This is a genomic window from Streptomyces beihaiensis, assembly GCF_026274175.1.
Taxonomy (GTDB): Bacteria; Actinomycetota; Actinomycetes; order Streptomycetales; family Streptomycetaceae; genus Streptomyces; species Streptomyces beihaiensis.
The window spans coordinates 1-13,844 of record NZ_JAPHNL010000074.1 but is presented as its reverse complement, the minus strand read 5'-3'; the positions used below and the strand labels follow the sequence as shown (position 1 = coordinate 13,844).

Genomic DNA, 13,844 nt, shown 5'->3' with positions numbered 1-13,844 from the left:
CTGGACCAAGACCGCAGACGAGATCCTCGAACGCCTCGCAAGTTATCTGAACAGAATTCCCGACTCAGAACACTAGGGTCTGTCCGCCGGACAGGCCCTGGGGGCGGGCTGTCCCTCTCCCTCGTACCTCCCTCGCACGGGCGAGACCGCGGGCCCCGCGGTCTCGCCCTTTGTGTCGCGAGCGGTCGCGAGGCCGCTCAGGCGAGCCGGGCCGGTGCTCCGGCATCGGCGAGCAGAGGGTCCCGGCGCCCGTCGGCGCGCACCAGTTCGACGGTCGGTGTCCCGGCGGGGACGACGGTGCCGACCACCGTGGCGTCCCGCCCGTAGGGGTGCGCCCGCAGCACGGCGAGGACCGTGTCGAGCGACTCGGCGGCGACGACCAGGCACACGCAGCCCGCCGTCGCCGCACGCACCGGGTCCACGGCCAGTTCGTCGAGGGCGACCTGCGTCTCGTACCGCACCGGCAGCGCCTCCTCGTCGACGCGCAGGCCGAACCCGCTCTCCCGCGCACAGGTGCGCAGCGCCGAGGCGAGCCCACCGCGGCCCACGGTGTACACGGCGCGCAGCGCGCCGGACGGCGCCGCCTCACGGACCCGCGCGAGCAGCGACGCCAGCGGCACACAGTCGGTGGTGACGACGCCCTCGTGTCCGAGCGCGGCGCGGATCGAGAGCAGATGTGCGCCGAACCCGCCCAGGGGCGCGCTCACCACGAGCCGGTCACCGACCCCGATGCCCGTCGCGGTCCCCGCCGCCGGTGACACCTGCCTGCGCACCCCGAGCCCCGTGGTGTGCAGATGGACCTGGTCGGCCTCCCCCGCCCGCACCACGCGCGCGTCCACATCGAGCACGATCACGTCGGCGGCGCGAGCCGCTCGGCGCACCGAGTCCGCCAGCTGCCCCAGCCGACGCAGCGGCAGGCCCGCTTCAACGACCGCCGACAAGGAGAGGGCGAGCGGATGCGCGCCCGCGACGGCCAGTTCGTTGACGGTGCCGAACACCGCGACATGTCCGATGTCGCCGTCGCCGAAGAACGGCGGGTCGACGACATAGGTGACGGTCCTCAGTTCGAGGGCGCCCTCGCCGAGCGGCGGGCAGCGGCCCAGCGCGGTGCCGAGCGCGTCCATCAGGAAGGCGCGCAGGCCACCGCCGGGGACGTCGTCGTGGTCGTCGTGGAGGCCGACGTGCCCCGCCACGACGGGACTCGGCGGAAAGGAGGTGCCGGGAGGATTGGGGGTCACAGGATCCACTCATACGTATCGGGCCGGCGAGCGTCCCCTCCCGCGCACCGGCGTCGGGTGCGGACCGGGCGACGAGGGGCCGCGGCCGGCGGCACTGGGGTGAACAGCGGATGTCCGCGAAGCCCGCAACGGCAGCACGCGGGACAGGGAATCTCAAGGCGGGCTTTAACCGCGTGGGGCACAGTCGGTGCGACATCGCGTGCCAGCAGCGTCCGCGTCGAAAGGATCGGGATGGCTCCCGTCGATTTCCTTCGCAAGGCTTGCCCGCCCGCAGAGCCTCCCGCACGGGGGGCGAACCGCGTCCGAAGCGCACACGAAGAGCTCGCCGTGGCGTCCGTGCGGGTCACCCGGGGACAGCCGACCTTCGAAGAGGTCGCCGCCATCGCCGTGCTGCTCGCCGAGCGGCTGCGGCGCCCCGAGCCGGGCCCGCGGCGCGCCGAGCCGGCCGGAGGCGTGTGGCACCCGGCCGCCTACCGGGCGCCGGGGGACTGGGCGTCCTGACCAGGGGCCCGGGGTGGCCCGGGGCCCGGTGCGTCGTCGTGTGCCGTGCGCGGCTGCTCATCTCGTCTCCTTCCGCCCGTGGTCCGTACGCTGCCCGCCGGCCGTTCAGCCGGTCTCCGTCACGACGGTCTGCGCCTCGGCGGTGACCTTGCCCGCCTGCTCCAGGCGCAGACCGATCCGTATCCGCCTGCGGCCCTCGTCGTCCTGGTCGGCTCCGTCCGCGACCGCCGTGCAGCGCAGCGGCAGATCGAGCTCGCCGTGGCCGCGTACGTGCACGGACATGCTGGTCAGCGTGGAGGCGTGAGCCTTGAGACCGTGCACACGGCCCGCGGCGAGCAGGGAGCCCTGGCGCACCGCCTCCACCAGGAGCAGGCCCGGAACCGAGTCGGCGCCCTCCGCGAAGAAGACCGGGTGGTCGACGTCCACCAAGACCTGGGAGCGCAGCACCGACCCCGTGCGGCGGGGCCGCGCCACCACCACGTTGTCCGGATCGACGCGGCCCACCTCGGCCGGTTCCACGGGCTGCCCCGCCTTGACCCTGCCCGCACCGGACGCGGCCCTGCCGAGCGCGGCGAGGCGGCTCGCGGCACGGTGGTTGCGGGCCACCGTCGGGGTGAGGAACACCAGTTCGGCGCTGCCGTCGCAGCCCGGTCTCCCGTCGATCTCGAGAGCCCCTGCCAGCCGCAGGCCCCGCGGCACCCCGGCCACCGACTTCGTCGGCCAGGCCCGCAGTTCGAGCGCGAGCGGGATGTTCTCGGCCGGTCCGCACCACACTCGCGGATCGGTCAGGCGCAACGCGAACTTGTAGAAGACGCCGGCCCGTTCGGTCGGCACGTTGAAGTGTCGGTGGCCGATGCCGAGGCCCGCCCCGCGCAGCAGTTCGAGGAAGACGTGCGCGTCCCGGCGTTCGGGGTCGTCGTTGAACAGCGGGTGGCGCAGCGGCATGTCCGCGTCGAGCCGGAACCGCTCCTCACCCGATGGCGCGTCGTGGGGCCGCTCCCGGTGCACCAGTTGGCGAGCGACGGCCGGGGCGCCGAGATCGCCGGGTGCTGCGTGTCGTGACATGGGTGGCTCCTTGGCCCGGTCGCCGGGGCCGCGATGGTCGGCCCGGCGCGGAGTGCCCGGGCACCTTCTCCAAGATTCGTCAGGACGCCCGGGGCGAGCCAAGTGCGCCGCACTGGCAGCAAACTGCCCCGCAGCTACTGCGCCCCGGTGATGGCCGGCGGCGGACGGGCCGGGCGGCTTTAGTCGCGCACAGGGCGCACCTCGCAGACTCACGCCGCAAGGACCGCACGTGAAATCCCCTTCCCGACGCGGTCCTTCGGCCCCACCCAAGTGGTCGGCCGGCACTCGGTCCACGACGACGTCCAATGCCAGGAAGGCAACCCGCTCATGAACCAGATCTGGGATGCGGCACGGTGAGCGTCACGGTCAGGGTGCCGGCCAAGGTCAACCTCCACCTGGGTGTGGGGGGCGTCCGCGCCGACGGCTTCCACGAACTGGTCACCGTCTTCCAGGCGGTCTCCCTCTACGACATCGTCGAGGCGACCCCGGCCGCCTCGCTCGGTCTGACCCTGACGGGCGCCGACACCCGTGGCATCCCGCAGGGCACGGACAACCTGGCGCTGCGGGCGGCCGTTCAGCTCGCCGAACGTCTCGGCGTCGAGCCCGCGGTGCACCTGCGCATCGACAAGCAGATCCCCGTGGCCGGCGGCATGGCCGGCGGCAGCGCGGACGCCGCGGCGGCCCTTGTCGCCTGCGCCCGCCTGTGGGGGGCGGACACGGACCACCCCGCGATCGCGGAGGTGGCCGAACGGCTCGGCAGCGACGTGCCCTTCGCCCTGAGCGGCGGCAACGCGCTCGGCACCGGGCGCGGCGAGCGGATCACCCCGCTGGCCGGGCACGGCCGGTTCCACTGGGTGCTCGCCGAGGCCGAACAGGGCCTGAGCACCCCCCTCGTCTTCGGCGAGTTCGACCGCCGCGCGGCGCGTGCGGGCGCGCCCGCGGCGGACACCGGGCAGCACCGCACCGCACTGCTTCGGAGCTTCGCCGACGTCCTCGACTCCGGTGAGGCCGCCCGCCTCGCGCCGCTCCTCGGAAACGACCTGCAGGACGCGGCCCTGGCGCTGCGCCCCGAACTGGACGCCACGCTGCGCCTGGGCAGGCGCGCGGGCGCGCTGGGCGCACTGGTCAGCGGCTCGGGGCCGACCTGCGCCTTCCTGACCGAAGGTGCGGCATCGGCGGCGGACCTGAGCGAGTTCCTGCTCGGCAGCGGGTGCTGCCGCGCGGTGCGCACCGCCCACGGCCCGGTGCCGGGCGCGACCGTCATCGACCCCGCGGACGCCGCGGGGTCCCTAGAGACAGCGGGGGCCGTGCGCAGCCCCCGGATCCGCAAAGGAGCACAGTGAACACTGTGGCGACGCCGGCAGCGACCGGTGAACAGGACGTGGCCGGGGTGCCGTTCTTCTCCCAGGCGGCTACCTTCGAGCGGCTGTGGCCGAGCATCGCGGCGCACGTCGCGGACGTCATGGAGCGCGGCAAGTACTCGCACGGCCGCAAGGTCCTGGAGCTGGAGCGGGCCATGGCCCGCTACACCGGGGCCCGGCACGCGATCGCCGTGAACAACGGCACCGACGCCCTGGTGCTGCTGCTTCGCGCGGCGGGGATCGGGCCCGGCGACGACGTCGTGGTACCCGCCTTCACGTTCGCCGCGACCGCGACGTCCGTGGCGCTCGCCGGCGCGCGGCCCGTGTTCGCGGACATCGACCCGGTGACGTACGCCCTGGACGCCGCGTCGTTCGCGAGCGTCGTCACCGAGCGGACCAAGGCTGTCCTGCCCGCCCATCTGTTCACCCAGCTCGCCGACATGGACGCGATCGCCGCTGTCGCCCGCGACCACGGCGTGACCGTCCTGGAGGACAGCGCCGAGGGCATCGGCATGCGCTGGAACGGCAAGCACGCGGGCCTGCTCGGCAAGGGCGGCGTGCTGTCCTTCTTCCCGACCAAGACCCTCGGCGCGATCGGCGACGCGGGCATGGTGCTCACCGACGACGACGAGATCGCCGAGCGGGCGGGAATCCTGCGCCACCACGGCCGCATGGGCAAGACCATCGACCACATCGCGGGCATCTCCAACCTGTCGGGAGCCTCCGGCACCAACTCCAAGATGGACGACCTGCAGGCCGCGGTCCTCCTGGCCAAGCTGGACATCCTCGACGAGGACATCGAGCGGCGTGCCGCGCTCGCCGCCGCCTACACCGAGCGCCTCACCGGCATCCCCGGAGTGCTGCGGCTGCCCACCGTCGTCGAGCGCGCGGTGCCCACCGAGCCCGTCTTCTACGTGTACGAGATCGAGGTCGAGCGCCGCGACGACCTGGTCGCGCACCTGACCGAGCGCGGCATCGGCACCGAGACGTACTACCCCGTCCCGCTGCACCTGCAGCCCTGCTTCGCCGGACTCGGCCACGGGCCCGGCGACTTCCCGGTCGCCGAAGCCGCCTGCCGCAGCGCGGTGGCGCTGCCCTTCTACCCGGACCTGACCGAGGAGCAGCTCGACCGGGTCGCCGACGCCATCAGGGACTTCTTCCACGGGAGCCAGAGTTGAGGACACTGCCCTTCTTCCCGCCGGACCTGTTCGAGGCGGACCGGGACGCGCTGTTGAAGTCCCTGTTCGAGGTGGGCACCGACCCGGAACAGCGTTTCATCCTGGGCCGGCGCACCGCGGAGCTCGAACAGGCGATCAAGGACGCCTCCGGCGCCGGGGACGTCGCGGCCTGCGGCAGCGGCACCGGAGGACTCGAACTGGCCGTGGGCGCCCTGGGCATCGGACCGGGCGACGAGGTGATCGTGCCCGCGTTCTGCTGCCAGCCGGTTGCCTCGTCCGTGGCCAACGCCGGGGCGACCCCGGTCTTCGCCGACGTCGACCCCTGGACGATGGTGATGGACCCGGACGCCATCGAGCCCCTGATCACCGGGCGAACGCGTGCGATCATGCCCGCCCACCTCTTCTCGATCATGGCGGACATGCCGCGCATCATGGAGATCGCGGACCGTCACGGGCTGCCGGTGATCGAGGACGCGGCAGTCGCGCAGGGCGCCGTGCTCGACGGTGTCCCGGCCGGACGCTGGGGCACGCTCGGGGTCTTCTCCTTCTTCCAGGTCAAGGCGTTCGGCACCGCGGGCGAAGGCGGTGTCGTCCTCACCGACGACCCCGAACTAGCCCGCGCCGTGAGGATGTTGCGCAACCACGGCCAGGACGGCGTGAACCGCTTCCTGCACCACCGCATCGGCCGCAACAGCCGCTTCGACGAGGTGATCGCCGCCTTCCAGCTGCACCGCCTGCCCACCTTCGCGGACCGCCTCGAACGCCGTGCGCGGATCGCCGACTACTACACGGAGCGGTTCGCGCCGCTGGTCGAGCGGGGCGTCAAGGCGCCGCCCGCCGGACGCAACGGCCGCTGCTACTACGTCTATTCGCTGCAAGTGTCCCGGCGTGCGGACCTGCGGGCGTATCTGACCGAGAACGGCATCGGCAGCCACGTCTACTACCCCACGCCGCTGCCGCTGCAGCCCGCCTTCTCCGCCTGGGCACCCGAGGGCGCCGACTGGCCGCGCTCGCGCTGGGCGAGCGAATCCAACCTGGCCATTCCCATCTGGCCGCACTTGACCGACGCCGATGTCGAGCGCATCGCCGACACCATCTGTGACTTCTTCGCCTAGGCCCAAGGAGCCGAGACCGATGACCACCTCCGTACGGATCGACGCGCAGGGCAACCAGCACTCCACCGACGAGCAGGAACGCCAGGACTACGTCTTCGACTCGCTGTGGGACAAGGAGAGCGAGCGGCTGCGGACGAACGAGGCGATCTGGGACCCGGGCACCTTCGAGCGCTTCGAGGCGCTCGGCACCTCGCCGGGCTGGCACTGCCTGGAGATCGGCGCGGGCTCCGGCTCCGCCGCCCGCGCCCTGGCCGAGCTCGTCGGTCCCGAGGGGCGGGTGGTCGCCGCGGACCTGGAGACCGTGCGCCTGGTCGCCGACGAGCAGCGGGGCGCCTTCGACGTGTGGGAGCTCGACCTGCGCGAGGACGAGCTTCCGCCGGACACCTTCGACCTGGTGCACGCGCGGATGCTGGTGCAGCACCTGCCCGACCGCGAGGCCGTGATCGCCAAGCTCGTCAGCACCCTCAAGCCGGGCGGGCTGCTCTTCCTGGAGGACACCGACTCCTCGACGCTGTTCCGCAGCGCGAGCGGCGAGGACTTCCTGCAGGACGTACGCGCCGCCGGCTACGGCCTGATGCGCGAGGCCGGCCACGACCCGCGCGGCGGCCACGTCGACTACCACCTGGCGCTCTCCTCGGGCCTGACCGACGTCAGCGCCGAGGGCCGCGTCGTGATGGTGCGCGGCGGCTCCGTCCAGGCCCGCCACTACCAGCTGTGGCTGGAGTTCATGGCACCGCAGATCGTCGCCGAGGGCCTGGTCACCCGTGAGCGCATCGACGAGGCGATAGCCGAGATGGGCGACCCGGCCCACAGCTGGCTCAGCCAGGTGCTGATCTCGACCGTCGGCCGCAAGCCGATCCAGGACTGACCAAGGCGCGACGACAAGGCTCCCCAGAGCGGCGAGCCGGAGAGGAACGAGCATGAGCGCGACGACCGCGGCCGCACCGGTCGGGCGGCTGCTCGCCTACTCGCGGCTGGCGAAGCTGACGTTCTACGACTACTACCTGGCCGCGCCCGTCGTGTGGACGCTCCTTCCCGGTTCGGCGCGCACCGACGGCCGGGTCCTCGCGACGCTGGTCGTCGCCACGCTCGGCTGGGTGGCGATGACCGCGGCGACGGTCGCCTTCGACGACGCCCACGGGTTCCAGGACGGCAGCGACCACGCCAACTACGACCCCTCGCAGAGTCTGCGCAACCGCAAGCGCAAGCCGCTGCTCAACGGCGACCTGACGCTGCGCCAGGCCATGGTGTTCGGCTACGGCAGCCTGGTGGCCAGCCTCGGGTTCCTGGCCCTGGCGGCCTGGATCGCGCCGCACCGCACGGCCTGGGCCGTCGTGCTGATCCCCGTCCAGGTGGCGATCAGTGTCCAGTACTCCCACGGCCTGCGCCTGAGCTACCGGGGCGGCCAGGAACTGGTGCTGCTGGCCAGCCCCGCCCTGATGGCGCTCATCCCGTACGGCCTGACCGACGGCCGGGTCAGCGGCACGATCCTCCTGGAGGCGTATCTGATCGGCGTCTGGTCGCTCCTGGTGTCGGTGTACTCCAACGCCAACGACCGTGAGGGCGACGCGGCCGCGGGCCGCAAGAACCTCGCCACCCTCCTGTCGCCGCGCGCCTACCTCGGCGCCATCGCCCTGATCTCGCTCAGCGAGAGCGCGGCGCTGCTGGCCGCCTGGGCGGCGGGCGCGGTTCCCGGCTGGTTCGTGGTGTGCCTCCTGCCCGTCCTCGTCATGCGGGCGCGCCAGGCCGACTCCGGGCTGCGCAAGGGCGATCCGCTGCTGGCCCGCAAGCTCGGCGTGGACACCCACCGGCTCGGTGTCGCGGCGCTGCTCGTGGCCAATCTGCTCGTCGTCCGCTGATCCGATTCCCCAGGAAGACAAGGCCGATCATGAAGAAGACCCCACGCCCCAGGAATCTGGGCGCTCTGTTCGAGTCGTACGCCGCGAGCACCACCCCCGTCTGGTACCTGGACCGGCCCTACGACATCGCCCCCGAGCGCGGCCGCACCTACGACGTCGCCGCACAGGCCGAGCTGGTCGCGGACATGTCGGGACGGCTGCGCCTGGCGGGCCTGCGCCGCGGGGAGCGGCTCGCCATCGTCAAGGAGAACCACCACGACGTGGTGATCCTCGCGGCGGCCGCCGCGAGGATCGGCGCGCTGCCCGCCATGATCTCGTCGACGCTCGCGCCGAGCGTGCTCGCCGCGATGCTCAAGCGGTTCGCGCCGCGCGTGCTCGTCGCGTCCGGTTCGGTGCTCGCCGCGGCTGCCGCCGAGGGCGTCGAGCTGACCGGTGAGGGCACCCAGACCGTGGCCGTCGACGGTGACGCGTCGCTGGTCAAGGGCGGTGTGCTGCTCAGCGCGCTGAGCGGCGCCGAGATTCCGGCGATGGACCTGCGGCCCGACCACGAGCCGATGATCTGCACCCACACCTCCGGCACGACGGGCGTGCCCAAGCTGGTGGTGCACTCGCCGAACACCCTCCTGGGCGTACTCACCAAGCTGGAGACGATGCCGATACCGGGCCTGTCGATCCGCCCGGACGACGTCTTCGGCTCCTGCATCTCCTACGTCCACGGCCGGGCCATCACCTGGACCTTCGCCCAGCTGGCCCGCCCGCCGCAGAAGGTCGTCGTGCTCGGCGGCTGCGAACCGCAGCTGGCTGCACAGGTACTGACGGAGCATCAGCCCACCGTCCTGGAAGCCTGCCCGAACATCTTCCAGCGCTGGGAGCCGCTCACCCAGACCCACCGCAGCGCCTTCAGCCGGGTGCGCACCTACGTCAACACCTTCGACGCGATCCACCCGCCCACCGTGCGCAAGTTCATGGACGCCTCCGAGCGCAAGCGGGTCAAGTGGGGCCAGGTGTGGGGGCAGACCGAGACCGGGCCGGTCGCGATGGCCGTCTACTCGCGCAACCAGATCCACAAGAGCTCCGGCGCCCTCGACCCGGTCACCAACAACGTCGGCCGCCCCATCCCCTTCGTCACCCAGGTCAAGGTGGTCGACCCCGACTCGCGCAAGGCGGTGCGAGCCGGCGAGTCGGGCGTCGTCCTGGTGCGCACCAAGGGGCTCTGCCTGACCTACCTCGGCGAGGAGGAGCGGCACCGCGAGAAGGTCTGGGGCGGCTGGTGGAACACCGGTGACATCGGGGTGCGTTCACGCACCGGCGCCCTGCGCCTGCTCGACCGCGAGGTCGACCTGATCCCCGGCGTCAGCGGCATCGCCCTGGAGTCGATCCTGCTCGAACGCATCGAGCGGGCCACCGAGGTGATCGTCCTCGGCGACCCGGACGGCAAGCCCGTGCCGGTCCTGAGCCTCTCCCACGGAGAACTGTCCCAGCAGGAGTGGGACGCGGCGGTGGACGGCCTGCCCGCCCTCGCGGAGCCGCGCGTCATCGACTGGGAGGACTTCCCGCGCACCGGCACCTGGAAGGTGCGCCGCTTCGACCTGCGCCAGCAGGTCCTGCGCTCGCAGGCCACGTTCGGCACCGGCCGCTGGACATGACGGTACATCAACTGCCCGGCCTGTCAGGTCGGTCGGCCAAGGGGCAGTGCCACCAGCACGAGACACCACTCGACACCCAACGAACGGACGGGGCGATGCCAAAAGTCGTCATCATGGGCCAGGGGTACGTGGGCCTGCCACTGGCCGTACGCGCCGCCGAGGTCGACACCCAGTACACGGTCGTCGGCTTCGACGTCGACGAACAGCGCATCAAGAGGCTCTCGGCGGGTGAGTCCTTCGTCGAGGACGTCGCGCCCGAGCGCCTCGCCGCGGTGCTCGCGTCGGGCCGCTACCGCCCCACCACTGAGGAGCGCGCCATCGGCGGCTTCGACGTGGCGGTGATCAGCGTGCCGACGCCGCTGCGCGAGGGCGTACCCGACCTCAGCCACATCGAGTCCGCGGCCCGCCTCCTCGGGCGCTTCCTGCGCCAGGGCGCCACGGTGATCCTGGAGTCCACCACCTACCCGGGCACCACCGAGGAACTGGTGGCCCCGATCCTCGAGGAGTACTCGGGCCTCACCGCGGGCACCGACTTCCACCTGGGCTACAGCCCCGAGCGCATCGACCCCGGCAACCGCACCTGGACGCTGGAGACCACCCCCAAGGTCGTCTCCGGCGTCGACGAGGCGTCGCTGCGCGCCGTCGACGCCTTCTACGGCTCCGTCGTCGACACCACCGTGCCGGTCGGTGCCACGAAGGTCGCCGAGCTCACCAAGCTGGTGGAGAACACCTTCCGGCACGTGAACGTCGCCCTCATCAACGAACTCGCCATCTTCGCGAGGGACCTGGGCATCGACGTGTGGGAGGCGGTGGACGCAGCCTCGTCCAAGCCGTTCGGCTTCATGCGCTTCACCCCCGGCCCCGGAGTCGGCGGCCACTGCCTGCCCGTCGACCCCGTCTATCTGTCCTGGCGCGTCAACCGCGCGCTCGGCCACCGCTTCCGCTTCGTCGAACTCGCCAACGACATCAACGACCACATGCCCGGATACGTGGTGCAGCGCGTGCTCTCCGCGTTCAACGAGCGTGGCCGCGCGGTCAACGGCGCCCGCGTCCTGGTGCTCGGCCTCGCCTACAAGCCCGACACCGGCGACGCCCGCGAGTCGCCCGCCGTCCGCGTCGTCGACGGGCTTCTCGGCCTCGGGGCGCAGGTGCGGGCGGTCGACCCGCACGTCGTGGAGAGCGCCCCCGTCGACGAGCGCGTCGAGCGCGTCGACCTGACCGCCGAAGAGGTCTCCCGCGCGGACGCGGTCGTCCTGCTCACCGACCACTCGGCCTTCGACTACGAACTCATCTCCCAGCACGCCTCGTTCGTCCTGGACTGCCGCAAGCGGCTGCCCGCCGCCGACTCGGTGGAGTTCCTGTGACCGGCCGCACTCGGCACGTCCTGGTCACCGGCGCGAGCGGCTACGTCGGCGGCGCCGTCGCGCGCGCCCTGCTCGCCCAGGGACACCGCGTCACCGGCCTGGTGCGCGATCCGGGCCGGGCCGTGGACCTCGCCTCGGCCGGGGCGAGTCTGCGCACCGGCGACATGCTGCGCCCCGAAACGTACGTCCCGCTCGTCAAGGAGGCGGACGCGGTGGTGCACGCCGCCCAGCTCCGCTTCGACGGCCGGCTGACCCGCGCCCGCATCCGGCGCATCCGGGAGGCCGACCGCGTCATGACCGACGCCCTCGCGCAGTCCTGCCTGCGCGACGGCAAGCGGCTGGTGTACGCGAGCGGCGGCTGGATCTACGGCGACCGCGGCCGGTCCTGGATCGACGAGCGGCAGCCGCACCACCCGGCGCCGCTCGGCACCTGGCACGCCGCGGGCGTCGCCCGCCTGCGCGCCCTGGCCGGCCACGGCCTGGACTACACGGTGCTGCACGCCGGGTTCGTCTACGGGCCCGGCGGTCACTTCGCGCAGGCGTTCGCCGACCCGGCCGCCGCCTCCGGGCGCGTCCGCTACCCCGGTGACGGCGCCAACTACTGGAGCTGCGTCCACCTCGACGACCTGGCGGCCGCCCACACCGCGGCCCTGACCGGGGCGCCGTCGGGCGCCGAGTACAACGTGTGCGACGACGAACCGCTGCCGCTCGCCGAGTTCGCCCGGCAGGCCGCCCGCGCCCTCGGCGTGCGCAAGGCCGGCGCGGTGCCGCGCGCCGCGGCCGCCCTGGCGCTCGGCACACCGGTGACCGCCTCACTGACCACCTCCTACCGCATGTCCAACTCCCGTGCCCGCGAGGAACTCGGCTGGCGCCCGGCCCACGCCACCGTCGCCGAGGGACTGCCCGCGGCCGTGGCGGCCATGCGCCCGACCGCCCCGCTCGCCGGCGCCGCCTGACGGCGTCCGGCCCACCGACCCCATCCGCCCACCGACGAGACCGAGTACTGCGAAACCCCCCACGCCACCCACTGCTCCGTACGACGCCACACGCGCCGCAGAACCACATCCCCAACGCACAAGAGAGGCGGGAAGCATGAGCCTGGACACCGGTGCCCTCGGGCACAGTGGTGACGGCCACGCCGTCGTGATCGGGTCGAGCCTCGCCGGACTCACCGCGGCGCGGGCCCTGGCCAATTCCATGGACCGGGTCACCGTGATCGAGCGGGACCGTCTGCCCGCCGGACCGCGCTGGCGGCGCGGCGTGGCACAGGCCCGGCACGCGCACAACCTCATGATGGCCGGCCACCAGGGCCTCGACGTGCTGTTCCCCGGCGTCGGCAAGCAGCTCCTGGCCGCGGGCATGGTCCGCGTCGGGATGCCGCAGGACATGCTGCTCCTCGGCCCCGGCGGCTGGACGCCCCGCTTCGAGTCCGACCTGGCGATGCTGACGGGCACCCGCGACGTCATCGACGCCGTCGTACGCGAGAGGCTCAGCGCCGACCCCAAGGTGACGATCGTCGAGGAGCACGAGGCCGTCGGGCTCGAACCGGGCCCGGGCGACACCGTCACCGGCGTGTGGGTACGCGGCCGCGACCGTGAGGCACCCACGGGGTGGGGCGAACGGCATCTGCTGAAGGCCGAGTTCGTGGTGGACGCCACCGGCCGCACCTCACGCGCCCCGCAGTGGCTGGTCGAACTCGGCTACGAGGCCCCCCAGGAGTCCGTCGCGGACGCCCGCACGACCTACGCCTCCGCGGTGTTCGCCCCGCCGCCCGGCCACGTGGCCGACTGGAAGTGCATGCTCCTGATGGCCTCGCCGCAGACCCCGCGCCAGGGCATCCTCAACCCCATCGAGGACGGCCGCTGGATGGTGTCGGTCTCCGAGAGCGGCGGCCGCCGCCCAGCCACCGACCACGCGGGCCTGCTGAGCGCGGCGGGCAGACTGCGCGACCCCGTGCTGCGCGACGTCTTGGAGTCCGCGACGCCGCTGGGCCCGGTCCACGGCTCCGGGCGCACGGAGAACCGCTGGCGCCACTACGAGAAGCTGCGCCGCTGGCCCGACCGGTTCCTCGTCATCGGGGACGCGTTCGGCGCCTTCAACCCCTCCTACGGGCAGGGCATGTCGACGGCCGTGCAGTCGGCGCTCACCCTCGACGGCATGCTCCGGCGCCACGGCACCGCCGCCGGCCTCACCCACCGGCTGCGCAAGGCCCTGGCCCGCACCCTGGCCCCGGCCTGGCAGCTGGCCACCACGATGGACCTGTCGTACCCGTGGGTGGCCGAGGCATACCCGCCCGACCTGATGACCCGGTTCGGCAAGCGCTACATGGACCGGGTCGCCGCCGCGGCCCTGACCGACCGGAACGCGGCGCTGTACATGCTGCGGGTCACCCAGCTGCTCGCCACGCCCGCCGACGCCTTCAAGCCGAAGGTGCTCGCCGCCGCCCTACGCGGCGGGCGCGGCACCGCCCCGGCGGGCCCGCCGAGCAGCACGCACGGCCCCGGCCTCCGCGGCGGC

12 protein-coding genes are annotated in these 13,844 nt (G+C 72.9%); 10 read left to right on the top strand and 2 right to left on the bottom strand.

Features of this window, described 5'->3' with window-relative positions; all coding sequences use genetic code 11:
• Positions 1-197: 197 nt before the first annotated feature.
• Positions 198-1,193 carry an AIR synthase-related protein gene (locus OFY01_RS09110; RefSeq protein ID WP_266598095.1) on the bottom strand — a complete coding sequence of 332 codons (996 nt, stop codon included), beginning with the start codon at positions 1,191-1,193 and terminating at the stop codon, positions 198-200.
• 372 nt (positions 1,194-1,565) lie between these two features.
• On the opposite strand from OFY01_RS09110, the gene OFY01_RS09105 reads away from it, so the two are divergent.
• The gene (locus tag OFY01_RS09105; protein ID WP_266598093.1) at positions 1,566-1,739 is read left to right on the top strand and encodes an acyl-CoA carboxylase epsilon subunit; all 174 of its coding nucleotides are present in this window, start codon (positions 1,566-1,568) and stop codon (positions 1,737-1,739) included.
• 105 nt (positions 1,740-1,844) lie between these two features.
• Here the strand turns inward: OFY01_RS09105 and OFY01_RS09100 are convergent, their stop codons facing one another.
• A complete protein-coding gene (locus OFY01_RS09100; RefSeq protein WP_266598091.1) occupies positions 1,845-2,804 on the bottom strand; it encodes an AfsA-related hotdog domain-containing protein in 960 nt (319 codons plus the stop codon).
• A 353-nt stretch (positions 2,805-3,157) separates the two neighbouring features.
• On the opposite strand from OFY01_RS09100, the gene OFY01_RS09095 reads away from it, so the two are divergent.
• From OFY01_RS09095 to OFY01_RS09055, 9 genes are all read left to right on the top strand, one after another.
• On the top strand, positions 3,158-4,147 hold the full coding sequence (locus OFY01_RS09095) for a 4-(cytidine 5'-diphospho)-2-C-methyl-D-erythritol kinase (protein ID WP_266598089.1): 990 nt from the start codon (positions 3,158-3,160) through the stop codon (positions 4,145-4,147).
• A gap of 5 nt (positions 4,148-4,152) precedes the next feature.
• Complete coding sequence (locus tag OFY01_RS09090; protein WP_266598087.1) at positions 4,153-5,343, top strand: DegT/DnrJ/EryC1/StrS family aminotransferase; 1,191 nt, start codon at positions 4,153-4,155, stop codon at positions 5,341-5,343.
• Entirely contained in the window at positions 5,340-6,458 is a 1,119-nt protein-coding gene (locus tag OFY01_RS09085; RefSeq protein WP_266598085.1) for a DegT/DnrJ/EryC1/StrS family aminotransferase, read from the top strand. Before OFY01_RS09090 ends, OFY01_RS09085 begins: the two co-directional genes overlap by 4 nt.
• Positions 6,459-6,477: 19 nt before the next feature.
• A complete protein-coding gene (locus tag OFY01_RS09080; RefSeq protein WP_266598083.1) occupies positions 6,478-7,326 on the top strand; it encodes a class I SAM-dependent methyltransferase in 849 nt (282 codons plus the stop codon).
• Positions 7,327-7,378: 52 nt separating this feature from the next.
• Positions 7,379-8,317: a UbiA family prenyltransferase gene (locus OFY01_RS09075; RefSeq protein ID WP_266598081.1), complete on the top strand. Its 939-nt coding sequence runs from the start codon at positions 7,379-7,381 to the stop codon at positions 8,315-8,317.
• 29 nt (positions 8,318-8,346) lie between these two features.
• On the top strand, positions 8,347-9,963 hold the full coding sequence (locus tag OFY01_RS09070; protein ID WP_266598079.1) for a class I adenylate-forming enzyme family protein: 1,617 nt from the start codon (positions 8,347-8,349) through the stop codon (positions 9,961-9,963).
• 95 nt (positions 9,964-10,058) lie between these two features.
• Complete coding sequence (locus OFY01_RS09065) at positions 10,059-11,327, top strand: nucleotide sugar dehydrogenase (RefSeq protein WP_266598077.1); 1,269 nt, start codon at positions 10,059-10,061, stop codon at positions 11,325-11,327.
• Positions 11,324-12,283 carry an NAD-dependent epimerase/dehydratase family protein gene (locus tag OFY01_RS09060; protein ID WP_266598076.1) on the top strand — a complete coding sequence of 320 codons (960 nt, stop codon included), beginning with the start codon at positions 11,324-11,326 and terminating at the stop codon, positions 12,281-12,283. The genes OFY01_RS09065 and OFY01_RS09060 overlap by 4 nt, the downstream gene beginning before the upstream one ends.
• A 136-nt stretch (positions 12,284-12,419) precedes the next feature.
• A partial coding sequence (locus OFY01_RS09055; protein WP_266598074.1) for an FAD-dependent oxidoreductase occupies positions 12,420-13,844 on the top strand: 1,425 nt, incomplete at its 3' end.